Here is a 24555-nt window from a genome sequence, read left to right as displayed (position 1 = left end):
CGGTCCGACCGGGCGCCAGCTGTCCGGCAGGGGCGCTCAGCCTTGCAGCAGCGCCATCAGCCGATCCTTTTCGCCATGATCCGACGGGTCGGACACCGACTGCGCCAGCGCGGCAAGCGAGGCAACGGAATGCGCGGCGCGAAAGGCATCGACATGGGGCAGCATCGCGGCAATGCCGCGCGCGCGCGGGGCAAAGCCGTCCCAGCGCAGCAAGGGGTTCAGCCAGATCAACCGCCGGGCAGACAGGTGCAACCGCTCCATCTCGCGCCCCAGCAGGGTGGTATCGTCGCGATCCAGCCCATCGGTGATCAGCAGCACCACCGCCCCGCGCGACAAGACGCGCCGTGACCAGTCGCGGTTGAAGGCATGCAGACAGGCGCCGATCCGGGTGCCGCCCTGCCAGTCCTGCGCCTCGGCCCCCGCGGCGCGCAAGGCGGCATCCACATCGCGCTGTTTCAGATGGCGGGTGATGTTGGTCAGCCGCGTGCCAAAGGTAAAGGCATGGACCCGCGCCCAACCTTGCCCCTGCCGGTTCGCCACCGCATGGACGAAATGCAGCACCATGCGGGAATATTGCGACATGGACCCGGAAATGTCGCAGATCACCACCAGATCGGGCCAGCGCGTGGCGCGGTTGCGCCGGGCGATGCGCGGGATTTCCCCGCCATGGCGCACCGCCGCCCGCAAGCTGCGCCGCCAGTCGGGATAGCGCCCTGCCGCATCGGCCCGCAACCGCCGGGTGGGCAGCGGCTTGACCGGCAAGGCAAGGCGGGCCAGCATCCGCCGCGCCTCGGCAACTTCAGCGGTGGTCATCTGCTCGAAGTCCAGCGTCCGCAGCCGCTCGGCGGCCGAGGCGGTCTGGCTGGCATCCACCTCGATGCGAACCTCTTCGTCGGCCTCGGGGCTTTCGGGGCGCGCGGGTGGCTCGGCCCCATCCAGCAGCGCCTCGGCAGCGCGGCGGGCGGCGGCGGCTGCGGCGGTTTCCTCTTGCACACCGCGAATGGCGGGCAGCATCAGCGACATCATGTGTTCCATATAGCGCGGATCGCGCCAGAACAGCCGGAACACCTGATCGAACACCAGCCGCTGTTCGGGCCGGTTGACGAAAACCGCATGCAGCGCCCAGTAGAAATCGGCCTTGCGGGTGAAGCCGGCCGCCGCCACCGCCTCGATCGCGGTCAGCGTGCGACCCGGCCCGACGGGCAATCCCGCCTTGCGCAGGGCGCGGGCGAAATGGGTGATGTTGTGCGCCAGCTTGCCATCTTCGGGAATGTCGAACGGGACAGGATCGGGCATGGTCCGGCGCCTCGGGTCAAGGAAAGGACGGGCCAGTGTTTCCGCCGCCGCCCCGCCCGTCAAGCCAGAGGTTCCTGTCCGGCGGTCAGCTCGATCAACTCGGTCGTCATCTGTTCCTGCCGCGCCTGGCGGAACAGGTGCTGCATCTCGGCGCGGCGGTCCTTCAGATTGCTGCTCGCGCGCGCCATCGCCTCGACCCGCGCCTGATTTTCGGCGCGCAGCCCCTCCATCACCGTGCGGGCGAGGGTTGCGAACAGCCGCTCGGCCAGCAGGGCCTCGACCAGCCCGGCGCGGGGCAGCGTCGTCAGCGGCGCGGCAACGGCCTGCGGCTGGTCTGAGGGGTCCGGCGGCCAGATCCTGCGCAGCTGGACCGGCTGGCCCGGGCTGTCCTGCCCCGACAGCGTGCGGATCGGGCCGGGAAAGCGCGGCGCCTCGGCCAGCAGGCGATCGGTCAGACGGCTGGCAAGGTCCGGCACCTGCGCGGGCGAGGCGGGCAAGTCGGCGGTGAACAGCACCGTCAGCCCGACCCCGTCCAGCATGGCGACCGTGCGCTGCCCGACGACCAGCACCCCGGCGCCGGGGGCCAGCGCCTGCGCCGCCTCGGCCACCCGGGCCGGATAGCCACCGCAAAAGCCCTGCGCCGCGCCAATCACCACCACCAGCCCCGGCCCCTCGGCCGCCACCGGCCCCGCCACCGCCAGCCGGTCCAGCGCGGCGCCCACCTGCGACTCATAGGCCAGGATCGCCGCCAGCGCCCCGCGCGCGCCTGCCACATGACCCGAGGCGATGGCCCGCAGCGCGCCGACCACCTCGGTCAGATCCTCGATCCCGGACAGACGGCGCTGGATATCCTCGGGGCGCTGGGTCATGCGGCCCCCAGCCCGGCGCGCACCAGCGCAATGGCGGCAGCACGCGCGCCATCGTCCAGCCGCGCCGGTGTATCGCCAAGCGCCGACAGCACCGGATCGGCCGCGACCATCGACGGCAGCGCCTGGCGCAGCGCCAGCAGCCGCCCGCCATCGACCCCGTCCAGCACCCCCGCCTCGAGCCCGGCCAGCAGCGCGATCTGCGCCAGCACCGGCAGCGGCGCAAAACGGTCCTGGGCCAGCAGATGCGCAATCGCCGCGCCCCGCGCCAGCCGGGCTGCATCGCCAAAGCCGCCAAAGCGCGAGAACATCTTCATTTCCAGATATTGCGCATAGTCCAGCCGCAGCCGCCCCGCGACCGCCTTCAAGGCGCCAGGCTGGGCCTTGCCGCCCACCCGGCTGACCGACAGGCCCACATCCACCGCCGGGCGCTGGTTGGCGGCGAACAGCGTGGCCGAGGTGACGATCTGCCCATCCGCGATGGAAATGAGGTTGGTCGGGATATAGGCCGACAGGTTGCCCGCGTCGATCTCGGCCACCGGCAAGGCGGTGATCGCCCCGCCGCCGCGCGCCGCCGACAGCTTGCCCGCCCGCTCCAGCAGCCGGGCATGCAGATAGAAGATGTCGCCCGGATAGGCCTCGCGCCCCGGAGGCTGGCGCGCCAGCAGCGCAAGTTCGCGGTGCGTCGCAGCATGTTTGGTCAGATCGTCATAGACGATCAGCACATGATCGCCCCGGTCGCGGAACCATTCCGCCATGCTGGTGGCCGAAAATGGCGCCAGCCAGCGCAGCCCCGGCTGATCGGCCGCCGGGGCGATGACAAAGATCGTGCGATCCAGCCGGCCATGGCGGCGCACCGCCTCGATCACCCGGCGCACCGCCGACATGCGCTGACCGATGGCGACATAGATGCAGACCGTGCCGCGCAAGGACTGGGTGATCAGCGCATCGACGGCGATCGCGGTCTTGCCGGTCTGACGCTCGCCCACGATCAGCTCGCGCTGGCCCCGGCCGATGGCGAACATCGCATCGACGACCAGAAGCCCGGTCTCCATCGGCTCGCTGACGAAATCGCGTTCAATGATCGCGGGGGCGGGGCGTTCGGCGGGCAACAGGGCATCGACGTCCGGCGCGGGCGCACCATCCAGCGGGCGGCCCAGCGGGTCCAGCACCCGGCCCAGCAGCGCCGCCCCTACCGGCACCGACAGCACCTTGCCAGTGCGCAGCACGGTGGCACCGGCGGAAATGCCTTCGGGCGGGTCAAGGAACACGGCATGCAGCGCGTCTTCTTCCAGCGACAGCACAAAGCCGCGCGCGCCGGTGGGAAAATCCAGCACCTCGTTCAGCCCGGCGCCCGGCAGGCCGGCCACCCGCGCCAGCCCATCGGCCAGCGACAGAACGATCCCGCGCTCTTCGGTTGCCGCGCCAAGCGGAACGGCGGCGATCCGCGCCTTCAGCGCGTCGATGGCAGGATCAGAGGGGGCTGCGCTCAAGGGTCATGGCCTTTGCGATGGATTCCAGATCATGGCGCAGCGAATTGCGCAGCGATCCGCTGGCCGAGGTCAGCTCGACCCCGGCGATCAGAGCGGGATCGGTGGTGATTTCAGGCGCGGCCCCATGGCGGTGCAGCAGGTCCAGCGCGGCCTGCCGGTCTGCCGCCGTCAGCGGCCCGGCCAAGACCAGCCGCAGATCGCCCGCCCCCAGCAGCGCCGCGCGCGGCCCCGGCGCCATCGCGGCCAGCGCCTGATCCAGCCGGTCCAGATAGCCTGCAACCGTCGGCGGCTGCGCTGCCAGCGCCCGCGCGGCGATGCTCGAGGCCAGATCAAGCGCGATGCTCAGCACATGCTGCGCGCTGGCCGCCTGCTGACGGGTCAGCGCCGCCTGCCCGTCGGCGATGATCCGGGCGGCTTCGGTCCGCGCGGCCTCGAGCAGCTTGGCGCGTTGCACGGCGGCCTCGGCCTGCGCCTTGTCCAGCAGCCCCCGCCGGTCGGCGGCGGTCGCCTCGGCCTCGGCCCTTGCGCGGGCGCTGTCGGCCTCGGCCTCGGCGCGGGCCTTGCGGGCAGCGTCGAGTTCGGCCGCCGTGAGCGCGCGGCGCTCGGCGATGATCGCGGCCACGCGCCGGAACAGCAGCCGATGCAGGATCGCCAGCAGAACCAGCACATTGACCAGCTGCAGCGCAAAGGTGGTCCAGTCGAAGGTCATCGCACGAATGGATTTGCAAACAACAGCAGCAGCGCGATCACCAGGCAGTAGATCGCCATGGTCTCGATCATCGCAAGGCCCACGAACAGCGTGCGCGAGATGGTGCCGGCCGCCTCGGGCTGGCGGGCGATCGCCTCTAGTGCGGCGGCGACGGCGCGGCCTTCGGCAAGCGCCGGGCCGATGGCGCCAAGCCCGACCGCAAAGGCGGCGGACAGGATGCTGGCGATCTGGATCAGGTCGGTCATGCGGGCTCCTTTGATGCGGGCTCGCCCCCTTCGCCGGTCACGGCCGAGCCGATGAACACCAGCGCAAGGGTGGCAAAGATATAGGCCTGAACGGCGCCGGTCAGCAGATCCAGCGCCATCAGCGGAATGGGCACCAGCAGGCCGGCCAGCGACAGCACGATGCCGACGACGAAGACCCCGCTCATGACATTCCCGAACAGGCGCACCATCAGCGAGAAATGCCGCGTGATCTGTTCGACAAGGTTCAGCGGGATCATCACCCAGCTGGGCCGGGCGAAACTGGCCAGCCAGCCGCCAAAGCCCTGCGCCCGGATCCCCCAGCCGATCCCGGCGGCAAAGACGATGAAGGCCAGCGCGGCATCGGTTTCCAGATGCGCTGTCGGCGGCTCGACCCCCGGCACAAGCGAGGCCCAGTTCGCCGCCAGCACGACCAGCAGCAAGGTGCCGATCAGCGTGCGGAACCGGGCCGGATCGCCGGGCACGGTGCCCCGGATCTCGCTATCCAGCGTCTCGACGATCAGCTCCAGCACCGCCTGCGCGGGGCCGGGGTCATCTTTCAGTCGCCGTGTGGCCCACAGGCAGGCCAGCACCAGAACGGCCATCACCCCCCAGGTTGTCACCACCGTCCAGCTTATCGCCAGCGGGCCGAGGGTGAAGGCGGTCGTCGTATGCAGCGGCGTGTCCATCAGCGCACCCTCCGCAAGACGATGGCGCGCCCGGCCAGCACCCCGGCGGCGCCTGCCAGAAGCGGCGCGGCCCCCGCGCGGGCGCAAAGCCACAGGAACAGCGCCATCACCGCCAGCCGCGCCAGTTGCAGCCCCACGGCCACCAGCCGCCCGTTCAGCAGCATGTCACTGACCCGGCGCAGCGTCAGGAAATGCAGCGCGCCAAGGCCGCCGCCCGCCAATGCGGCGAGAATGGTGATCAGGGTGGGCGCCAGATCGCTCATTGCTCGTGCATCCATCGTAGCGCCAGCCACAGGCCAAGCGCCGCCCCGACCATCAGCAGCGCCGCCGACAGCATGATCCCGGTGCCCAGCCAATGGTCCAGCCGGTTGCCGGCGAACAGGCCCAGCAAGACCGGCCCGACGATCAGCCAGCCCAAAACGCCGATCTGGCCAAAGCGGCGGGCCAGCGTGGGTTCGGGGTCGGCCTGCCCGGCGGCCTGCCGGTCCTGCGCGCGCCGGGCCGCAGCTTCGGTCTTGTCGTCGGTCCCGCTCATGTCCCGCCATCCCCGTCAAAGACCAGCGTATCGCCGCCGCTGGCCAGATCCTGCATCAGCCGCCGGATCGCCCGCGAATGCAGCCGGGCCGAGCGGCTGCGCTGCTGCCGTCCGGCATCGGTGCTGTCCTGCCGGGCCTGCGCGATGCGTGCTTGCAGGCCGGGCAGATCATCGCCCAGGATCGCCTCGCGGCAGGCCACGGCAACCGCGGTGCCGCCCAGAACCGACAGAACGCCGCCCCGCACCGCGCCATACTGCCAGGGACCATCGGCGCCCCGCCAGCGCAGGACGCCCGCATCGATCACCGTCACGAAATCGGCATGGCCAGGCAGAATGCCGAAGCCCCCCGACGCATCCTCGCCCCGCAGCGAGGCGATGCCCTCTTGCCGCAGCGCGATGGACAGGGGCGTCGTGATGGTCAGGCTGAGCCCGGTCATGCCGCCGCCCCCTGCGCCCGCGCGCGCGCCTCGGCCAGGGTGCCGATCATGTAGAACGCCTCCTCGGGCCAGCTGTCGCACTGCCCGTCGATGATGGCCCGGCAGCCGGCGACGGTGTCGGCAATCGACACGCTGCGCCCCTCCATCCCGGTGAAGGGCGCGGCGACAAAGAACGGCTGGGTCAGGAAGCGCTGCAAGCGGCGGGCGCGGCCGACCAGCAGCTGTTCCTCGCGGCCCAGTTCCTCGACGCCCAGCATGGCGATGACATCGCGCAGCTCATCGTAATGTTCCATCAGCTCGCGCACATCGGCGGCGGTGCGGGCATGATCGGCCCCGACGATGGCCGGGTCCAGCATGGCCGAAGTGGTGCGCAAGGGGTCGATGGCCGGATAGATCCCCTGCGCTGCCAGATCGCGCGACAGAACGACGGTGCTGTCCATATGCGTGCTGATGACGGACACCGCCGGATCGGTGAAATCGTCGGCCGGGACATAGACCGCCTCGATCGCCGTGACCGAGGCCCGCGCGCCCGAGGTGATGCGTTCATGCAGCGCCGCAACTTCGGTTTCCAGCGTGGGCTGATACCCCACGCGCGAGGGCATCCGGCCCAGCAGCCCCGACACCTCGGCCCCCGCCTGCACAAAGCGGAACACGTTGTCCATCAGCAGCAGCACGTTGCGCCCGTCGGCATCGCGGATATGTTCGGCCATGGTCAGCGCGGTCAGCGGCACCCGCCAGCGCGCGCCGGGGGGCTCGTTCATCTGGCCATAAACCAGGACGGTGCGGTCCAGCACGCCATAATTGGCCATGTCGTGCAGCATCTCGTGCCCTTCGCGGGACCGCTCGCCCACCCCGGCAAAGACCGAGACACCATCATAGCCCGTCACCATGGCATGGATCAGCTCGGTCACCAGCACGGTCTTGCCGACCCCTGCGCCGCCGAACATCGCCGCCTTGCCGCCCTGCACCAGAGGCGCCAGCAGATCGAGGATCTTGATGCCGGTCGAGAACAGATGCACCTCGGCCCCGCGGGTGCCAAGCGGCGGCGCCGGCTGGTGGATCGCCCGGCGCGGGGTATCGGCGGGCAGCGAGGGGCCGCCATCGGTGGTGCGCCCGCGCACGTCCAGCATACGGCCCAGAACCGCAGCCCCCACCGGCACCGCCAGCGGCCCGCCGGTCAGCCGCGCGGGCATCAGCCGGGCCAGCCCCTGCGTGGGATCGAGCGCAATGGCGCGAAAGCGGGTCTCGGACAGATGGGCCTGCACCTCGCAGGTCACCGCAAGGCCGTCCGGGTCAGCGATCACTGCATCGTCAATCGCCGGCAAGGCGCCATCGCAGGCGAAATCCACCACCGGGCCGCGCACGGCCACGATATGCGGCGCCTGCGCGGTCATGGCCACAGCCCCCGACAGCGGTGGCCGCTTCTGCGGCCTGCCGGTGGCCCGGGCAGATCAGTGGTGGGCAGATGGTCAGAAGCCAAAGCCAAGGCCCCTTTTCCCGATCACGGAGCGAGTCCGTCACCAGGAAGGTTAGCCAAGGTCGCGCCGCGCTTCAATTTCCTTTCGCGGCTGCGGCAGGTCGGATTGCCGCAGCCGGCACCGTCAGTCGCGGCGCCCGGCGAAGCGGGCCTGCCATTCGGCGCGTTCCTCGTCGGTGATCTTGCGGAACAGCACATCCGGGGTCTGGAAGGCGTGACCCGGTTTCAGCACCTGCAACGCCTCGGCAATGCTGCCCGGCCAGGTCCAGTCGTCGCAGCCCATCGCCGCCATGGTGCTGGTCGCCGCATCCGGGATGAACGGGCGCGACAGCACGGCATAAAGCCGGATCAGGTTCAGCGCGAGGCGGATCTGCGCCTCGGCCCGGGCCGGGTCGGTCTTGACGACCGTCCAGGGCGCGGCGGATTGCAGGTATTCGTTGCCCGCGACCCAGATCGCCCGCAACTCGATGGCGGATTTGCGCACCTCCATCGCGTCCATCGCGGCCTCATAGGCGCGCACCCGGGTTTCCAGCTCGGCCACCAGCTCTGCCTCGCGCTCGCCCGTGGTGCCGCCGGCCGGAACCGCCTCGCCAAACTTGGAGCGGCAGAACTTCGTGACCCGGCTGACCAGGTTGCCCAGCACATCGGCCAGATCCTTGTTCACCGAGGCCTGGAAGTTTTCCCAGGTGAATTCGCTGTCGGCTGATTCAGGCGCATGGGACAGCAGCCACCAGCGCCAGTAATCCGCCGGCAGGATCGACAGCGCCTGATCCATGAACACCCCCCGCCCGCGCGAGGTGCTGAACTGGCCACCATCATAGTTCAGATAGTTGAACGACTTGATGTAATCGACCAGCTTCCACGGCTCGCCCGAGCCAAGGATCGTCACCGGGAAGGACAGGGTATGGAAGGGCACGTTGTCCTTGCCCATGAACTGGGTATAGGTCACGTCATCGGCGCCCTTGTCGGTGCGCCACCAGCGTTCCCAGTCGGCGCCCTTGCCCGCGTCCACCCATTCCTGGGCGCAGGCGATATATTCGATCGGCGCGTCGAACCAGACATAGAAGACCTTGCCTTCCATCCCGGTCCAGGGCGCGCCGTCGTATTGCACCGGCACGCCCCAGTGCAGATCGCGGGTGATGCCGCGGTCCTGCAGCCCCTCGCCATCATTGAGCCATTTCTTGGCGATCGAGGTGGTCAGCACCGGCCAGTCGGTCTTGCTGTCGATCCAGGCCTCCAGCTCGGCCTTCATGGCGGACTGGCGCAGATGCAGGTGCCGCGTCTCGCGCAGCTCCAGCTCGGTCGAGCCCGAGATGACCGAGCGGGGGTTGATCAGCTCCCACGGGTCAAGCTGCTTGGTGCAGTTGTCGCACTGATCGCCGCGGGCGGACTCATAGCCGCAGTTCGGACAGGTGCCCTCGATGTAGCGGTCGGGCAGGAAACGGCCATCGGCGAGCGAATACATCTGCTTTTCGGTGACTTCGCGGATCAGCCCGGCCTCGGCCAGACGGGTGGCGAAATGCTGGGTCAGCTGGCGGTTCTGCGCGCTGGACGAGCGGCCGAAATGGTCGAAGGACAGGCGGAACCCTTGGGCGATCTGCGCCTGCACCTCGTGCATCTCGGCGCAATAATCGGCCACCGGCTTGCCGGCCTTGGCCGCGGCCAGCTCGGCCGGGGTGCCATGTTCGTCCGTGGCGCACAGGAACAGCACCTCGTGCCCGCGGCCGCGCAGGTAGCGGGCATACAGATCGGCAGGCAGCTGGCTGCCCACCAGATTGCCGAGGTGCTTGATCCCGTTGATATAGGGAATGGCGGAGGTGATGAGGTGCCGTGCCATGCGCTGTCGTATCCCATGCGGTTCGCCGCGCGGGTTTAGCCCATGGTGCCGCAGGATTAAACGGGATTCTGCATCGCCGCCGCAGTTGCCCTATTGCCGGCGCGCCTGAAGCCATCCGGCCCAGGCCGCCGGGCTGCCGCGAAAGGCGTTGATGTCGACCTTGCCGGGGATCCCCTCGATCAGGCCGGTTCCGGTATGTTGCCAGAAGGTCCAGTCGCCCCCCGGATAGACCGACGAGGGATGATCCGTCACCGCCCGCAGCCAGAATTCTGCCCGCAGCCTGCCAATGCCGGTGTCCTTGTAGAAATCCGGCGTGGTGTAGATGATCGGGCGCTGGCCATAATAGGCCTCGAGCCGGTCCAGGAAGATGCGCGCCTCGCGCCGCACATGCGCGCCGTCCGGACGATGCGGGCAATTGCGCGAGCGCGGCCATTCCAGATCCAGCACGGGCGGCAAGGCGCCGGCCTCGCGCGGGACATTGCGGATGAACCAGTCCGCCTGTTCGGCCCCGGTGCGGCAATGATACCAGAAATGATAGGCCCCGCGCGGCACCCCGGCCCGGCGCGCGGCGGCCCAGTGATGGCGGAACTCGGGGTCGACATGATCGCCGCCTTCGGTCGCCTTGATGAAGGCGAACGACACCCCGGCCGCCTGCGCGACCGGCCAGTCGATCCCGCTATTCCAGCGCGAGATGTCGATCCCATGCACCGCATAGGCACGCGGCGTGCGCCCCGGCCAATCCACCGGCTTGGCATCGTCAAAGCGCGGCGCCGATTGGGTGACGGGCGCCATCGGCCGATGATGCGGCGCAGGCCGGCCGCAGGCCGCCAGCAGCGCCAGAGCCGCGATGGGCAAAAGGGTCACGATACGGGGAAGCAGGCGGGCGGTCAGGTCGGCAGGCATGGCGGCTCCGGTCAGGCCGGCCCGTTGTGCCTTGCCGCTGCGGGGCTGTCACGCCCCGCCCAGGGGGCCGTCATTCACGAAATCGTCAGCCACGCAGGACCGGCGGCAAGACCTGCTCTCCGTCCCGGGCGCCAGCGCAAACGGCAAGGGTGGATGCCTCCGGCGGGGATATTTTCATCAAGGCGAAAGACCAGATTGATCTCGGAACGACAGATGAGGAGGAGCCGCGCCCCTCCTTTTCGCCTTGATCCAAATATCCTGGGGGGCCACGATGACAGGGCCAGAGGCGCGGCGCCAGATGTGGGGGCTAGCCCCCCCCTCGCGCCCCAGCCACCACACGCCCCACAGCCTTGCAAGGCAGAGGGCTGACGCCCCGGCATCTGTCGCCTCAGGACTGTGCCGCTGCCAGCTCATCCCAGCACGCAAAGGCCTTGGCCGCATACATCAGCGCCGGGCCGCCGCCCATCTGCACCGCCATGGCAACCACATCGCCCATTTCCTCGCGCGTGGCGCCTGCCTTCATCAGCGCCTCGACGTGAAAGCCGATGCAAGGCTCGCAGCATTGCGCCACGGCAATCCCCAGCGCGACATATTCCTTGTGCTTGAACTCCAGCACGCCGCCTTCCTTGACACCCTTCGACAAGGCGGCAAAGCCCTTGGCAGTCTCGGGAATGGCCTTGTTCAGCAGGCGCAGATCATCGCGTTGCTTGGCGTTCTTGGCAATCCAGTCCATGGCGGTCTCCTGTCTTTTGTCCCCTGTTGACCGATCCTGCGGTGCCCCGCCTTGATCCAGGTCAACACATTCCTGTTGTGCGATATGTCTCGCCTCATCCAAACCGTGCCGGGCTGACCGCCGCGGCCAGCGCAGCGCCCACCTCGGGCGCACGCCCCAGCACCAGGTCTGCCCCCAGCCGCGAGGCGGCCGGGGCCGTCTGGAACCCGTAGCCGCCCTGCCCGGCCTGCCAGAAGAACCCAGGCGCCACCGGATCTGGTCCGATCACCAGCACCCGGTCGGGCGAGAAGGTCCGCAAGCCCGCCCAGCTTGACAACAGCCGCGTGACCGGCGCGTCGGCATACTCCTCGAACCGCGCGATCCCCTCGGCCAGCACCATATCCTCGGGCCAGGCGTCATGCGGCTCCATCGGATGCTCTTCGGCAGGCGAGACGATCAGCGCCCCGGCATCGGGCTTGACATACCAGCTCTCGCCCGGGCCAAAGGTCATCGGCCAGCGCGACACATCCAGCCCCTCGGGCGCCGGCACCCGCGCCATCGACCGCCGATAGGGCTGGAACCGCGGTCCCGCCACCCCGGCCATGGCCGCCACCTCGTTGACCCATGACCCGGCCGCATTGACCAGTGCGGGTGCGCACAGCTCCTCGCCGCCCACGCGCACGCGCCAGACGCCGCCGTCACGCCGGATCGCCTCGGCCCGCGCCTTCAGCCGCACCTCGCCGCCGCCGGCCCGGATCGCCTTGACACTGTCTTGCAACAGCCGGTCGGTGTCGATGTCGAACACATCCTCGCGCCCGGCGGCCAGCGCCACCACATCGCGCCGCAACACTGGCATCCGGGCGAAAACCTCGTCCAGATCCAGCCGCGTCATCGCCATGGCCTGCAGATCATCCTCGAAGGTCTCACGCTCGTCGGCCCGCGCCACCAGCAACACCCCCCGCGGCGACAGAAGACCCGAGCCATGATACCAATCCGCGCTGGCAAACGACAGATCGCGCACCGGCGCCAGACCATAGGTCGGCTCGAACAGCGCGGCCGAACGGCCCGAGGTGTGGTACCCCACCGCCGCCTCGGCCTCCAGCACCACAACCCTGCTCGCCGCCTCGGCCAGCCGCGCGCCCAGCGTCAGCCCCGCAACGCCGCCCCCGATGATCAGAACATCCGCATCCATCGCCTGCCCCTTTGCCTTTTTCCAAATACCCCCGCCGGAGGCATCCGCCCTGTCCAACCCGCACACCGGCCGCGATCCAGCGCACGCCGCGCCAGCGGCGCCCGGCCCAAGGCCCTGTGACGGGCCCCGCCCGTCTCAGGGGTGCGGGAGCCGCCGCTACAGCTCTTCCACCGCCAGAACGCCTTGCACCGCCTTCAGCGCCCCCTTGACCTGCGGCCCCAGCGGCCACTGCCCCGGCAACGCGATGTCGATCTCCTGCCCGCTTGCAGCATCCGCAACGCAGACCGTCACCTGCCCCTTGGCCATGCGCCCCGCATCGGCCCGGGCGCGGTCCAGCAGCGCGGCCACCGCCGCCGCCGCATCCACCTCGGCCAGATGCACGCGCAAGGCCTGCGCCCCGGCGTCAGCCGCCAGTGTCTCGACCGGCTGCGCCCCGCGGGCCAGCAGCTTGAGGCTGTCACCCTCCAGCGTCGCCTCGACTGTCAGCACCACGTTCATGCCGGGCTCCAGGAACTGGCGCGCCTGATCGAGCACGTCCGAGAACACCGTTACCTCATAAAGGCCCGTCGGATCCGAACAGGCCACAAAGGCAAAGCGGTTCCCGCGCGAGGATTTGCGTTCCTGCCGCGCACCGACCGATCCGGCCAGCTTGGCCACCACCGGCCCGCCTTCGGCCCGGCGGGTGACCTCGGCCAGCGTCATCACGTTCTTGCGCTTCAGGGCCCCCATCCAGTCGTCCAGCGGATGGCCCGACAGATAGAACCCGATCGCCTGATGTTCCTGTTGCAGCCGTTCCACCGGCAGCCAGTCGTTGCGCCCGATGATGCGCGGGGGCGGCAGGTCGGCCCCTGCCTCGCCGAACAGCGACACCTGGGCCGAGGCGCGCGCCTCGTGCACCGCCGCCGACCAGGCCACCAGCCCGTCCAGCGCCTCGAACACCTTGGCGCGGTTGCCGTCCAGCAGATCGAACGCCCCGGCCCGCGCCAGCATTTCCAGCGGCCGCTTGCCGACCTTTTTCAGATCCACGCGGCTGGCAAAGTCGGCCAGATCGCGGAACGGCTGGCTGCCGCGCGCGGCCACGATCATCCGCATCGCCTCGACGCCCACGTTCTTCAAGGCGCCAAGCGCATAGACGACCCGGCCCTTGTCCACGGTAAAGGTCGCGTCGGACCGGTTGACGCACGGCGGGACCACCTCGATCCCCATCCGGTCCACCTCGCGCTTGTAGACGTTCAGCTTGTCGGTCAGGTGGATATCGCAGTTCATCACCGCGGCCATGAATTCGACCGGGTGGTTCGCCTTCAGCCAGGCGGTCTGATAGCTGACCACCGCATAGGCCGCCGCATGCGACTTGTTGAAGCCATAATTCGCGAATTTCTCCAGAAGATCGAAGACTTCTCCGGCCTTCTTCGCGTCGATCCCATGGGTCGCCTTGGCACCTTCGACGAATTTCGGCCGTTCCTTGGCCATTTCCTCGGGGATCTTCTTGCCCATCGCCCGGCGAAGCAGGTCGGCGCCGCCCAGCGAATAGCCCGCCATGACCTGCGCGATCTGCATCACCTGTTCCTGATAGACGATGATGCCCTGCGTCTCCTTGAGAATCGGGTCAATCGTCGGATGCAGCGATTCCAGCGGCTTGAGGCCGTGCTTCACCTCGCAATAGACGGGAATGTTCTCCATCGGGCCCGGACGATACAGCGCCACCAGCGCCACGATATCCTCGATGCAGGTGGGCTTCATGCGCCGCAGCGCATCCATCATCCCCGAGCTTTCCACCTGGAACACCGCCACCGTCCGGGCGGCGGCATAAAGCTGATAGGTTGCTTCATCATCCAGCGGTATGGCGTTGATTTCATTGACCGCGCCTTCGGGCGGGGCATACAGCTGCCGCCCGTCCGCGGATTCGTGCAGGTTGCGGCCCTGTCCCCGGATCAGATCCAGCGCGTTCTGGATCACCGTCAGCGTCTTGAGGCCGAGGAAGTCGAACTTCACCAGCCCCGCCGCCTCGACCCATTTCATGTTGAACTGGGTGGCCGGCATGTCCGACCGCGGATCGCGGTAAAGCGGCACCAGCTCGTCCAGCGGCCGGTCCCCGATCACCACCCCCGCTGCGTGGGTCGAGGCATTGCGCAAGAGCCCCTCGATCTTTTCGGCATGTGCCAGCAGCCGCCCGACCACCTCTTCCTTGGCCGCCTCGCGCAAGCGGGGTTCATCCGCCAGGGCCTTGGTGATGCTGACAGGTTTCACCCCTTCGACCGGGATCATCTTCGACAGCTTGTCGACCTGGCCATAGGACATCTGCAGAACGCGGCCCACATCGCGCACCGCCGCCTTGGACAGCAGCGCGCCAAAGGTGATGATCTGCGCCACCTTCTCGCGGCCGTATTTGCCCTGCACATACTGGATCACCTCTTCGCGGCGATCCATGCAGAAGTCGATGTCGAAGTCGGGCATCGACACCCGCTCGGGGTTCAGGAAGCGTTCGAACAGCAGCGCATAGCGCAAGGGGTCAAGGTCGGTGATCGTCAGCACATAGGCCACCAGCGAGCCTGCCCCCGACCCACGCCCCGGACCCACCGGGATACCATGCGCCTTGCCCCATTTGATGAAGTCGGCGACGATCAGGAAATAGCCGGGAAAGCCCATCTTCTCGATGATCCCCAGCTCAAAGCGCAGGCGTTCCTCGTATTCCTCGCGCGGGGCGGCCAGCGGGATCACCGCAAGGCGCTTGTCCAGCCCCTCCCAGGCCTGACGGCGCAGCTCCTCGACCTCATCCTCGGCAAAGCGCGGCAGGATCGGCTTGCGCTTTTTCGCGGCATAGGCGCAGCGGCGGGCAATCTCGACGGTGTTCTCGATCGCCTCGGGCAGGTCGGCGAACAGCGCGGCCATTTCCTCGGCCGTCTTGAAGCTGTGATGCGGGGTCAAGCGCCGGCGCGGCGCGGTCTGGTCGACATAGGCGCCCTCGGCAATGCACAGCAGCGCATCATGGGCCTCGTACATGTCGGCCTTGGGGAAATGCACATCGTTGGTCGCGACCAGCGGCAGACCCTTGGCATAGGCCATCTCGACAAAGCCGCGTTCGGTCGCGCGCTCGGCCTCGGTATGGCGGCCATCCTCGCCCGGATGGCGCTGCAGTTCGACATACAGGCGATCGGGATAGATCGCCGCCAGCCGGTCCAGCAGCGCTTCGGCCCGCGCGGCCTGACCGCCTTGCAACAGCCGCCCCACCGGCCCCTCGGCCCCGCCGGTCAGGCAGATCAGCCCGTCCGAATATTGCGCAAGTTCCTCCAGCGTGACCTGCACCGCCTCCATGCTCTGCGGCAGGTAAAGGCAGGAATTCAGCTTCATCAGGTTCATGTAGCCCGCCTCGGACTGCGCCAGCAGCACGATGGGGGCCGGGGCGCGGGGCTTTTCCCCTGGCGCCGCCGGATCATGGCGCACCGAGATCTGGCATCCGATGATCGGCTGCACCCCAGCCCCGCTTGCCGTCACCGAAAATTCCAGCGCGGCGAACAGGTTGTTGGTATCCGTCACGGCAATCGCCGGCATTCCGGCCGCCGCCGCCGCCTTGACCAGCGCCTTCAGCGGAAAGGCGCCTTCCAGCAGCGAATATTCGGTATGGGTGCGCAGGTGGATGAATCGGGGCGTGCTCATGGGCGCAGACTAGCCATGGCCAGCCCGCCAGTTCCACCCCGAAACCGCCTTGCCCGGAAATGCGGCAGACTTCCATTCTTCGGGCAAACCCGAAGCTGTTTCCGCCCAAACCGTAAACAAGCCGCTGGACAAACCCCATGCGCCCGCGCTTTGCTGGCCCTAACGGAGTGCGCCCTGCCTTACGCCGCATCGGGACGGGCGCGAAACTCCACCATCAGGGACGTATCGCGGCGGAACGACACGATGACCGAGATCGCGTTTCTTCTGAACGGAACGCCTGTCCGCCTGCGCGATATTGCGCCCACCCGGACCCTTCTCGACTGGCTGCGCGAGGAACGCGGCCTGACCGGCACCAAGGAGGGCTGCAACGAAGGCGATTGCGGCGCCTGCACGGTGATGGTGACCGATGCCCAGGGCGCGCGGGCGTTGAATGCCTGCATCCTGTTCCTGCCGCAACTGCACGGCAAGGCGGTCCGGACCGTCGAGGGAATGGCCGCCCCCGATGGCAGGCTCCACCCCGTCCAACAGGCCATGGTCGATTGCCATGGCAGCCAATGCGGCTTTTGTACCCCCGGAATCGTCAATTCGCTGGTGGCCGCCCATCTGACCGGCGAGACCGACCATGACACGGTGCTGGCCGGCAACCTGTGCCGCTGCACCGGATATGCCCCGATCATCCGCGCCGCCGAAGCGGCCCGGCAGGCGACACCGCCGGACTGGGTCCGTGACGACCCATCGTCCTTTGCCTTTTCCGAAATACCCTCGGGGGGGTCCGGGGGGGCAGACAGCCCCCCCGGCGCCGCCATCCCGCGCAGCGTTGACGAGCTGGCCGACTGGTATGCCGCCAATCCCGATGGCCGGCTGATCGCGGGCGCCACCGATGTCGGGCTCTGGGTCACCAAGGGACTGCGCGATCTGGGCCCGGTCGCCTTCATCGCCGGTATTCCCGATCTGCAAGGCGTCAGCGTCACCGAAGACGAGATCCGCATCGGCGCCGCCACCACCATCGCCGATCTGCGCCGCGCCCTTGCGCCCTTTCACCCGGATCTGGCCGAGATGCTGCGCCGCTATGGCTCGACCCAGGTGCGCAATGCGGCGACCATAGGGGGGAATATCGCCAACGGCTCGCCCATCGGCGACGGCCCGCCAGCCCTGATCGCGCTTGGCGCCACCCTGCACCTGCGGCGCGGCGGCGCGCGCCGATCCCTGCCGCTGGAGAAGTTCTTCATCGACTATGGCAAGCAGGACCGGCAACCGGGGGAATTCGTCGAGGCCGTCAGCATTCCGCGCCAGCCCGACCGGCTGAAATGCTACAAGCTGTCGAAGCGCTTCGATCAGGACATCTCGGCCGTTCTGGGCGCCTTCAGCATCACCGTTGAAAACGGCCGTGTCACCGCCGCCCGCATCGCCTTTGGCGGCATGGCCGGAACACCGAAACGCGCGGCAGGGGCCGAGGCTGCCTTGCTGGGCGCCGAATGGTCCGAGGCCACCATGAATGCTGCCTGCGCGGCGCTGCGCGCGGATTTCACGCCGCTCTCGGACATGCGCGCCTCGGCCGGCTACCGGATGGAGGCGGCCATCGGCATGCTGCGCCGCTACTGGCTGGAAGATCAGGGCCTTGCCCCCCGCGTGCTGGAGATCGAGGCATGAGCGTTGCAAAGCCCCTGCCCCATGATTCGGGCCCGCTGCATGTGACGGGCCAGGCCCGCTATGTCGATGACATGCCGCTGCCGGCCAATGCGCTGCATCTGGCCTTTGGCCTCTCCGAGGTGGCGCATGGCCGGATCCTGTCGATGGATCTGTCTGCCGTGCGCGCCGCGCCCGGCGTGGTGGCGGTGCTGACGGCAGCCGATCTGCCCTTTGCCAATGATTGCAGCCCCTCGGCCCATGACGAGCCGCTCCTGGCGGTCGAGACCGTGCATTATGTCGGCCAGCCGGTGTTTCTGGTCGTGGCCGAAACCCATCTGGCGGCCCGCAAGGCGGCGCGGCTGGGCAAGACCGTCTATCAGGAATTGCCCGCAATCTTGACCCATGATCAGGCGCTGGCGGCGGACAGCCGTTTCGGCCCCCCCGTGGTCTGGTCGCGCGGCGATGCAGCGGCGGCCATCGCGGCGGCGCCTCGGGTGATCGAGGGGCGGCTGGAGGTCGGCGGGCAGGAACATTTCTATCTGGAAGGTCAGGCCGCGCTGGCAATGCCCGGCGAATACGGGGACATGCATGTCATCTCCTCGACCCAGCATCCGACCGAGATCCAGCACAAGGTGGCCGAGGCGATCGGTCTGCCGATGCATTCGGTGCGGGTGGAATGCCGGCGGATGGGCGGCGGCTTTGGCGGCAAGGAAAGCCAGGGCAATGCGCTGGCCGTGGCCTGCGCGGTGGCCGCGCGGGCAAGCGGGCGGCCCTGCAAGATGCGCTATGACCGCGATGACGACATGGTCATCACCGGCAAGCGCCACGATTTCCGCATCGACTACCGCGTCGGTTTCGATGAGGGCGGGCGGATCCTGGGGGTGGAGTTCGTGCATGCCACCCGCGCGGGCTGGGCGCTCGATCTGACCCATCCGGTGGCCGACCGGGCGATGCTGCATGCCGACAACGCCTATTTCATTCCGGCCATGCGTATCGAGAGCCACCGTCTGCGCACCAACACCCAAAGCGCCACCGCCTATCGCGGCTTTGGCGGGCCGCAAGGCATGGTGGGGATCGAGCGGGTGCTGGATCATGTCGCCCATGCCGTGGGGCGCGATCCGATGGAGGTGCGGCGGCTGAACTTCTATGCCGCGCCTGTGGCAGCCCCGGGGGGCCGTCTGCCCCCCGGCCCCCCCGAGGGTATTTTGAAAAAGGCAAAGCAGGATGGGGGTATTCAGACCACCCATTATGGCCAGGAGGTGCGGGACTTCGTGCTGCATGATCTGGTGGCGCGGCTGGAAGAGACGTCGGACTATGCGGCGCGGCGGGCGGCGGTGCGTGCGTGGAATGCCCGGAATGCGGTGATCAAGCGGGGGCTGGCACTGACGCCGGTGAAGTTCGGGATTTCCTTCACGCTGACGCATCTCAACCAGGCGGGGGCCTTGGTGCATGTGTATCAGGACGGGTCCATCCATCTGAACCATGGTGGCACCGAGATGGGACAGGGGCTGTTCCAGAAGGTGGCGCAGGTGGCGGCCGAGGAATTCGGCGTGCCGATGGATCTGGTGCGCATCACCGCGACGGATACGGCGAAGGTGCCCAATACCTCGGCGACGGCAGCATCCAGCGGGTCGGATCTGAACGGGATGGCGGTGCAGGCGGCCTGCGCCGAGATCCGGGGCCGGATGGCCGCGCATCTGGCCGAGCGTCATCAGGTGGCGCCGGAGGCTGTGGTGTTCCGGGGCGGGCGCGTGCAGGTGGGTGGGGCGGACTATGGCTTTGGCGATGTGGCCGCCATGGTCTATGCCGCGCGGATCTCGTTGTCGGCGACGGGGTTTTATCGCACCCCCGAGATCACCTGGGACCGGGTCAAGGGTCAGGGGCGGCCGTTCTTCTATTTTGCCTATGGCGCGGCGGTGACCGAGGTTGCCGTTGACACGCTGACCGGCGAGAACCGCATCCTGCGCGCCGATATCCTGCACGATACCGGCGCCTCGTTGAACCCGGCGCTGGATATTGGCCAGATCGAGGGCGGCTATGTTCAGGGTGCCGGATGGCTGACCACCGAGGAACTGGTCTGGGATGACAAGGGACGGCTGCGCACCCACGCGCCCAGCACCTACAAGATCCCTGCCTGTGGCGACCGGCCGCGCGTCTTCAATGTGGCACTTTACGGGCGAGAGAACCCCGAGCCGACGATCTACCGGTCCAAGGCCGTGGGCGAGCCGCCGTTCATGCTGGGGATCTCGGCGCTGATGGCGCTGTCGGATGCGGTGGCGGCTTGCGGCGACGGGTCGGTCTATGCCGATCTGAACGGCCCGGCGACGGCCGAGCGGGTGTTGGCCGCGATCCGGCGCCAGGAGGGGCGGGGCGATGTTTGACCTGGCGGCGTTGCGCCGCGCGGTGGCTGCCCATGGCCGCGTGGCCCGCGTGGTGATCGCCGCGCATGAGGGATCATCCCCCCGCGAGGTGGGGGCGGCGATGCTGGTCTGGGCCGATGGCGCCGAGGGCACGATCGGCGGCGGCGCGCTGGAATGGGAGGCCATGGCGCGGGCGCGGGCGATGCTGGCCGCGGGCGGCACCCGACTGGACCGCGAGGCCCTGGGGCCCAAGCTGGGCCAGTGCTGCGGCGGGGCGGTCAGCCTGCTGACCGAGGTGCATGATGGCGCATCCGTCGCCGCGCTGGAGGGGTTTGAGGTGATCGCCCGCCCCGTGGTGCCGGGGCCGATGCCGCTGGCGGTGCGGCGCATCCTGGCCGATGCGCGGGGCAAGGGGCGGGTGCCGCCCTCGGCGCTGGTGCAGGGCTGGATGGTAGAGCCGGTGGCGCGGCCCGCGCGGCAGATCTGGATCTGGGGCGCGGGCCATGTCGGGCGGGCGCTGGTGGGCGTGCTGGCCCCCCTGCCCGGGTTGGCGCTGACATGGGTGGATACGGCGCGCGCGCGGTTTCCCGAGACCATCCCCGAAGGCGTCACGCCAATCTGGACCGAGGCGCCCCAGGGGTTGGTGCCCCATGTGCCGCAAGGGGCCGAGCATCTGATCGTCACCTATTCCCATGCGCTGGATCTGGAGCTGTGCCACCGGCTGCTGGGCACCGATTTCGGGTTTCTGGGCCTGATCGGGTCAGCGACGAAATGGGCGCGGTTTCGCGCGCGCCTTGCCGCGCTGGGGCATCCGCCTGCACAGATATCGCGCATCACCTGCCCGATCGGCGATATCGGCCTCGGCAAGCACCCGCAGGCCATTGCCATCGGGGTGGCCGCGCACCTATTGAGACGACAAGAAAATTCCGGGACGGAGATCACGGATGACATCAGGGAACGCGGATCTTCTGCGCATCGAGGGGCTGACCAAGGCCTATCCGGGCGTCGTCGCGAATAGCGACGTCTCGTTCGCCATCAGCCCCGGCGAAGTCCACGCCCTGCTGGGGGAAAACGGCGCCGGCAAGTCGACGCTGGTGAAGATGATCTATGGTCTGGTCCGGCCGGATTCGGGCCGGATGCTGCTGCGCGGGGCGCCCTATCAGCCCGCGAAACCCTCCGAGGCGCGGCAGAATGGCGTGGCGATGGTCTTCCAGCATTTCAGCCTGTTCGAGGCGCTGAATGTCGCGGAAAACGTCGCGCTTGGCATGGAAAACCCGCCGCCGATGCGCGAGCTGGCCGAACGGATCCGCGCGGTCAGCCAGGAATATGGCCTGCCGCTGGACCCTGCCAAGCTGGTGGGCGATCTGTCGGCCGGGGAACGCCAGCGGGTCGAAATCATCCGTTGCCTGCTGCAAGATCCCAAGCTGCTGATCATGGACGAGCCGACCAGCGTGCTGACCCCGCAAGAAGTGGGCATCCTGTTCCAGACCCTGCGGCAGCTGTCGGCCGAGGGCACCGCGATTCTTTATATCAGCCACAAGCTGGAAGAGATCCGGTCGCTGTGCGACGAGGCAACGATCCTGCGGCGTGGCAAGGTGGTGGCTACATGCACCCCGCGCGACAAGACCGCGCGCGAGCTGGCCGAGCTGATGGTGGGTCAGGTGCTGACCCCGCCGGCCAAGGCGCCCAAGCCCCCCGGTCCGGTCGCGCTGGAAGTGACGGGGCTGTCGGTTGCCTCGCCCAACCCGTTCGGGACGGCGCTGAAGGATGTGTCCTTCACGCTGCGCCAGGGCGAGGTGCTGGGCATCGCCGGGGTGGCCGGCAACGGGCAGGATGAATTGCTTCTGGCGATGTCGGGGGAAATCCTCTCGCCCGAGGCGGCGGTGAAGATCGCGGGCCAGCCGGTGGGACGGCTGGGCCCCAATGCGCGCCGCGCGCTGGGGCTGGTCGCCGCGCCCGAGGAACGGCTGGGCCATGCTGCGGCGCCGGACATGAGCCTGACGGAAAACGCGCTGCTGTCGAGCTATGTGCGCAAGGGGTTTCTCAAGCGCGGCTTCATCGGCTGGGGCGCGGTCGAGGAATTCGCCCAAGGCATCATCAAGGCCTTTGACGTGCGCACCCCCGGCAGCCATGTCGCGGCCCGCGCGCTCTCGGGCGGGAACCTGCAAAAGTTCGTCATCGGGCGCGAAATCCTGCAAGAGCCTTCGGTGATCGTGGTCAACCAGCCCACCTGGGGCGTCGATGCGGCCGCGGCTGCGGCGATCCGCCAGGCGCTGCTGGATCTGGCTGCGCGCGGGGCGGCGGTGGTGGCGATCAGTCAGGATCTGGATGAGCTGGTGGAAATCTCGGACAGTTTTGCCGCGCTGAACGAGGGACGCATGACCCGGCCCCGGCCGGCGCAGGGGCTGACGGTGGACGAGATCGGCCTGATGATGGGCGGCGCGCATGGCATGGATGTGGCGCACCACCATGAACAACAAGGGGCAAGCGCATGATCCGGCTGGAAAAACGGCCCACGCCGTCGCGGTTCTGGGTGGGGGCGACCCCGGTGATTGCGGTGATTTTGACCATGATCGCGGGCGGCATCATGTTCGCGGCCCTGGGCAAGAACCCGTTCGAGGCGATCCGCATCATCTTCTGGGATCCGCTGTTCGACCCGAACCTGTCCAGCTATTCGCGCCCGCAGCTGCTGGTCAAGGCCGGGCCGCTGATCCTGATCGCCATCGGGCTGTCGCTGGGCTTTCGCGCCGGGATCTGGAACATCGGGGCCGAGGGGCAATACATCATCGGCGCGATCTGCGGCGCGGCGGTGGGCCTTGCGTTCTATCCGGCAGCGGGCTGGTACATCTTTCCGCTGATGGTGGTTGCGGGGGCGCTTGGGGGGATCGTCTGGGCGATGATCCCGGCCTTGCTGCGCACCTTCTTCAACACCTCGGAAATCCTGGTCTCGCTGCTGCTGGTCTATGTGGCACAGGCGCTGCTGGCCTCGATGGCGCTGGGGGCGCTGCGCAATCCGCAAGGCGGCGGCTTTCCCGGCTCGCGCAATCTGGCGCAATACCCTGCGGCGTCGAACCCGGAGCTGTTCGCGGGCACCGGCATTCACTGGGGCGTGATCGTCGCCTTTGTCGCGGTGATCGCGGCCTATGTGATGCTGCAGCGCCATATCCTTGGCTTCAACATCAAGCTGACCGGACAGGCGCCGCGGGCGGCGAAATTCTCGGGCGTCTCGCCCATGGCGCTGGTGCTGATCTGCATGGGCACCTCGGGCGCGCTGGCCGGGCTTGCGGGCCTCTTTGAGGTGGCGGGGCCGTCGGGCAAGATCTCGATCGACTTTGCCAGCGGCTATGGGTTCACTGCGATCATCGTGGCCTTCCTGGGCCGGCTGAACCCGATCGGGATCCTGCTGGCCGGCCTTCTGATGGCGCTGACCTATATCGGCGGGGAACTTGCGCAGTTCATGCTGGGCCTGCCCAAGGCCTCGATCCAGGCGTTTCAGGGGATGCTGCTGTTCTTCCTGCTGGCGCTTGATCTTCTGTCCAACTACCGGCCCCGGCTGGCAAAGCGTGAGGCGGCGTGATGGATCTGTCGGCAATCAACCCTGCGGTCCTGTTCGCATCCTTGATCGTGGCGGCAACCCCGATCCTGCTGGCGGGCCTGGGCGAGCTGGTGGTGGAAAAGGCAGGCGTTCTGAACCTGGGCGTCGAGGGCATGATGATCGTCGGCGCGATCTGCGGCTTTGCGGTTGCGGTCAATACCGGCAGCCCGGCGCTGGGGTTCATCGGCGGCGCGCTTGGCGGCGCGGCGCTCAGCCTGATCTTTGCGGTTCTGACGCAATATCTGCTGGCCAATCAGGTGGCGACCGGCCTTGCGCTGACACTGTTCGGCCTGGGGTTCGCAGCGCTGATCGGTCAGGGCTATGTCGGCATCAAGCCGCCCTTGACCGAGCGGCTGTCGTTCGGCCCGCTGTCGGATATTCCGGTGCTGGGCACGGTGCTGCTGCGCCATGACCTGATGGTCTATCTGGCGCTGCTGGCGGTGGCGGGCATCTGGTATGTGCTGAACCGCACGCGGGTCGGGCTGATCTTGCGGGCGGTCGGGGAAAACCATGATGCCGCCCATGCGCTTGGCTACAAGGTGGTGCGCATCCGGCTGCTGGCCATCATGTTCGGCGGCGCGATGGCGGGTCTGGGCGGGGCCTACCTGAGCCTTGTGCGCGTGCCGCTCTGGACCGAGGGGATGACCTCGGGCGCGGGCTGGATCGCGCTGGCGCTGGTGGTCTTTGCCAGCTGGCGGCCGGGGCGGCTGATGCTGGGGGCCTGGCTGTTCGGCGGGATCACCGTGTTGCAGCTGAACCTGCAGGCGGCGGGGGCCAAGGTGCCGGTCGAATACTTGCAGATGTCGCCCTATGTGATCACCATCCTTGTGCTGGTCGTCATGTCGGCCCGCGGCGGGCGCGCGATGGGGGCACCAGCGGCGCTTGGGCGCAGCTTCCACGCAACCCATTGACTTGCCGCTTTCTTATGT

21 protein-coding genes are annotated in these 24555 nt (G+C 68.4%); 6 read left to right on the top strand and 15 right to left on the bottom strand.

The window, feature by feature from the left end; translation table 11 throughout:
• Nucleotides 1-36: 36 nt before the first annotated feature.
• The 15 genes from G481_RS0101630 to dnaE all read right to left on the bottom strand — a co-directional run bounded on the left by G481_RS0101630 (nt 37) and on the right by dnaE (nt 16042).
• Entirely contained in the window at nt 37-1296 is a 1260-nt protein-coding gene (locus G481_RS0101630; protein WP_028028454.1) for a vWA domain-containing protein, read from the bottom strand.
• Nucleotides 1297-1355: 59 nt separating this feature from the next.
• A complete protein-coding gene (locus G481_RS0101625) occupies nt 1356-2165 on the bottom strand; it encodes a F0F1 ATP synthase subunit gamma (protein ID WP_028028453.1) in 810 nt (269 codons plus the stop codon).
• Entirely contained in the window at nt 2162-3655 is a 1494-nt protein-coding gene (locus tag G481_RS0101620) for a F0F1 ATP synthase subunit alpha (RefSeq protein WP_028028452.1), read from the bottom strand. Before G481_RS0101620 ends, G481_RS0101625 begins: the two co-directional genes overlap by 4 nt.
• On the bottom strand, nt 3636-4364 hold the full coding sequence (locus G481_RS0101615; RefSeq protein WP_028028451.1) for a F0F1 ATP synthase subunit B family protein: 729 nt from the start codon (nt 4362-4364) through the stop codon (nt 3636-3638). The genes G481_RS0101620 and G481_RS0101615 overlap by 20 nt, the downstream gene beginning before the upstream one ends.
• Complete coding sequence (locus tag G481_RS0101610) at nt 4361-4609, bottom strand: F0F1 ATP synthase subunit C (protein WP_028028450.1); 249 nt, start codon at nt 4607-4609, stop codon at nt 4361-4363. The genes G481_RS0101615 and G481_RS0101610 overlap by 4 nt, the downstream gene beginning before the upstream one ends.
• Nucleotides 4606-5295 (bottom strand): F0F1 ATP synthase subunit A, encoded by a 690-nt coding sequence (locus tag G481_RS0101605; protein WP_035024768.1) that lies wholly within the window; start codon nt 5293-5295, stop codon nt 4606-4608. The genes G481_RS0101610 and G481_RS0101605 overlap by 4 nt, the downstream gene beginning before the upstream one ends.
• Nucleotides 5295-5558 (bottom strand): N-ATPase subunit AtpR, encoded by a 264-nt coding sequence (locus G481_RS0101600; protein ID WP_028028448.1) that lies wholly within the window; start codon nt 5556-5558, stop codon nt 5295-5297. The genes G481_RS0101605 and G481_RS0101600 overlap by 1 nt, the downstream gene beginning before the upstream one ends.
• Nucleotides 5555-5830, bottom strand: coding sequence for an AtpZ/AtpI family protein (locus G481_RS0101595; RefSeq protein WP_028028447.1), 276 nt, complete (start codon nt 5828-5830; stop codon nt 5555-5557). Before G481_RS0101595 ends, G481_RS0101600 begins: the two co-directional genes overlap by 4 nt.
• A complete protein-coding gene (locus tag G481_RS0101590) occupies nt 5827-6267 on the bottom strand; it encodes a F0F1 ATP synthase subunit epsilon (protein WP_028028446.1) in 441 nt (146 codons plus the stop codon). The genes G481_RS0101595 and G481_RS0101590 overlap by 4 nt, the downstream gene beginning before the upstream one ends.
• Nucleotides 6264-7661: a F0F1 ATP synthase subunit beta gene (gene atpD / locus G481_RS0101585; protein WP_035024766.1), complete on the bottom strand. Its 1398-nt coding sequence runs from the start codon at nt 7659-7661 to the stop codon at nt 6264-6266. The genes G481_RS0101590 and atpD overlap by 4 nt, the downstream gene beginning before the upstream one ends.
• 207 nt (nt 7662-7868) lie before the next feature.
• Complete coding sequence (gene metG / locus G481_RS0101580; protein WP_028028444.1) at nt 7869-9581, bottom strand: methionine--tRNA ligase; 1713 nt, start codon at nt 9579-9581, stop codon at nt 7869-7871.
• Between the two features lie 90 nt (nt 9582-9671).
• Entirely contained in the window at nt 9672-10484 is an 813-nt protein-coding gene (locus tag G481_RS0101575; RefSeq protein WP_035024764.1) for a glycoside hydrolase family 25 protein, read from the bottom strand.
• A gap of 388 nt (nt 10485-10872) precedes the next feature.
• Nucleotides 10873-11217 (bottom strand): carboxymuconolactone decarboxylase family protein, encoded by a 345-nt coding sequence (locus tag G481_RS0101570; protein ID WP_028028442.1) that lies wholly within the window; start codon nt 11215-11217, stop codon nt 10873-10875.
• Between the two features lie 94 nt (nt 11218-11311).
• Entirely contained in the window at nt 11312-12388 is a 1077-nt protein-coding gene (locus G481_RS0101565; RefSeq protein WP_051294233.1) for an NAD(P)/FAD-dependent oxidoreductase, read from the bottom strand.
• A gap of 156 nt (nt 12389-12544) precedes the next feature.
• The gene (gene dnaE / locus G481_RS0101560) at nt 12545-16042 is read right to left on the bottom strand and encodes a DNA polymerase III subunit alpha (protein WP_028028440.1); all 3498 of its coding nucleotides are present in this window, start codon (nt 16040-16042) and stop codon (nt 12545-12547) included.
• 243 nt (nt 16043-16285) lie between these two features.
• On the opposite strand from dnaE, the gene xdhA reads away from it, so the two are divergent.
• The 6 genes from xdhA to G481_RS0101530 are packed head-to-tail and all read left to right on the top strand — an operon-like array spanning nt 16286 to nt 24537.
• Nucleotides 16286-17692 carry a xanthine dehydrogenase small subunit gene (gene xdhA / locus G481_RS0101555; RefSeq protein ID WP_028028439.1) on the top strand — a complete coding sequence of 469 codons (1407 nt, stop codon included), beginning with the start codon at nt 16286-16288 and terminating at the stop codon, nt 17690-17692.
• Nucleotides 17689-20052, top strand: a complete 2364-nt coding sequence (gene xdhB, locus G481_RS0101550) for a xanthine dehydrogenase molybdopterin binding subunit (RefSeq protein ID WP_028028438.1) — start codon at nt 17689-17691, stop codon at nt 20050-20052. The genes xdhA and xdhB overlap by 4 nt, the downstream gene beginning before the upstream one ends.
• Nucleotides 20045-21049, top strand: a complete 1005-nt coding sequence (gene xdhC / locus G481_RS22540; protein ID WP_051294232.1) for a xanthine dehydrogenase accessory protein XdhC — start codon at nt 20045-20047, stop codon at nt 21047-21049. The genes xdhB and xdhC overlap by 8 nt, the downstream gene beginning before the upstream one ends.
• Entirely contained in the window at nt 20976-22526 is a 1551-nt protein-coding gene (locus G481_RS0101540; RefSeq protein ID WP_028028437.1) for an ABC transporter ATP-binding protein, read from the top strand. Before xdhC ends, G481_RS0101540 begins: the two co-directional genes overlap by 74 nt.
• Entirely contained in the window at nt 22523-23608 is a 1086-nt protein-coding gene (locus G481_RS0101535; RefSeq protein ID WP_028028436.1) for an ABC transporter permease, read from the top strand. Before G481_RS0101540 ends, G481_RS0101535 begins: the two co-directional genes overlap by 4 nt.
• The gene (locus G481_RS0101530) at nt 23608-24537 is read left to right on the top strand and encodes an ABC transporter permease (RefSeq protein WP_028028435.1); all 930 of its coding nucleotides are present in this window, start codon (nt 23608-23610) and stop codon (nt 24535-24537) included. The genes G481_RS0101535 and G481_RS0101530 overlap by 1 nt, the downstream gene beginning before the upstream one ends.
• Nucleotides 24538-24555 lie beyond the last annotated feature (18 nt).

It is taken from the genome of Gemmobacter nectariphilus DSM 15620 (assembly GCF_000429765.1).
In the GTDB taxonomy this organism is placed as follows: Bacteria; Pseudomonadota; Alphaproteobacteria; order Rhodobacterales; family Rhodobacteraceae; genus Wagnerdoeblera; species Wagnerdoeblera nectariphila.
This window is presented reverse-complemented; position numbering and strand designations above follow the sequence as displayed.

Bases quoted from the DNA above. Each gene is read 5' to 3' on its own strand.
- G481_RS0101630 (WP_028028454.1), bottom strand. From the start codon at position 1,296: ATGCCCGATCCTGTCCCGTTCGACATTCCCGAAGATGGCAAGCTGGCG.
- G481_RS0101625 (WP_028028453.1), bottom strand. From the start codon at position 2,165: ATGACCCAGCGCCCCGAGGATATCCAGCGCCGTCTGTCCGGGATCGAG.
- G481_RS0101615 (WP_028028451.1), bottom strand. From the start codon at position 4,364: ATGACCTTCGACTGGACCACCTTTGCGCTGCAGCTGGTCAATGTGCTG.
- G481_RS0101610 (WP_028028450.1), bottom strand. From the start codon at position 4,609: ATGACCGACCTGATCCAGATCGCCAGCATCCTGTCCGCCGCCTTTGCG.
- G481_RS0101605 (WP_035024768.1), bottom strand. From the start codon at position 5,295: ATGGACACGCCGCTGCATACGACGACCGCCTTCACCCTCGGCCCGCTG.
- G481_RS0101600 (WP_028028448.1), bottom strand. From the start codon at position 5,558: ATGAGCGATCTGGCGCCCACCCTGATCACCATTCTCGCCGCATTGGCG.
- G481_RS0101595 (WP_028028447.1), bottom strand. From the start codon at position 5,830: ATGAGCGGGACCGACGACAAGACCGAAGCTGCGGCCCGGCGCGCGCAG.
- G481_RS0101590 (WP_028028446.1), bottom strand. From the start codon at position 6,267: ATGACCGGGCTCAGCCTGACCATCACGACGCCCCTGTCCATCGCGCTG.
- atpD (WP_035024766.1), bottom strand. From the start codon at position 7,661: ATGACCGCGCAGGCGCCGCATATCGTGGCCGTGCGCGGCCCGGTGGTG.
- metG (WP_028028444.1), bottom strand. From the start codon at position 9,581: ATGGCACGGCACCTCATCACCTCCGCCATTCCCTATATCAACGGGATC.
- G481_RS0101575 (WP_035024764.1), bottom strand. From the start codon at position 10,484: ATGCCTGCCGACCTGACCGCCCGCCTGCTTCCCCGTATCGTGACCCTT.
- G481_RS0101570 (WP_028028442.1), bottom strand. From the start codon at position 11,217: ATGGACTGGATTGCCAAGAACGCCAAGCAACGCGATGATCTGCGCCTG.
- G481_RS0101565 (WP_051294233.1), bottom strand. From the start codon at position 12,388: ATGGATGCGGATGTTCTGATCATCGGGGGCGGCGTTGCGGGGCTGACG.
- dnaE (WP_028028440.1), bottom strand. From the start codon at position 16,042: ATGAGCACGCCCCGATTCATCCACCTGCGCACCCATACCGAATATTCG.
- xdhA (WP_028028439.1), top strand. From the start codon at position 16,286: ATGACCGAGATCGCGTTTCTTCTGAACGGAACGCCTGTCCGCCTGCGC.
- xdhB (WP_028028438.1), top strand. From the start codon at position 17,689: ATGAGCGTTGCAAAGCCCCTGCCCCATGATTCGGGCCCGCTGCATGTG.
- xdhC (WP_051294232.1), top strand. From the start codon at position 20,045: ATGTTTGACCTGGCGGCGTTGCGCCGCGCGGTGGCTGCCCATGGCCGC.
- G481_RS0101540 (WP_028028437.1), top strand. From the start codon at position 20,976: ATGACATCAGGGAACGCGGATCTTCTGCGCATCGAGGGGCTGACCAAG.
- G481_RS0101535 (WP_028028436.1), top strand. From the start codon at position 22,523: ATGATCCGGCTGGAAAAACGGCCCACGCCGTCGCGGTTCTGGGTGGGG.
- G481_RS0101530 (WP_028028435.1), top strand. From the start codon at position 23,608: ATGGATCTGTCGGCAATCAACCCTGCGGTCCTGTTCGCATCCTTGATC.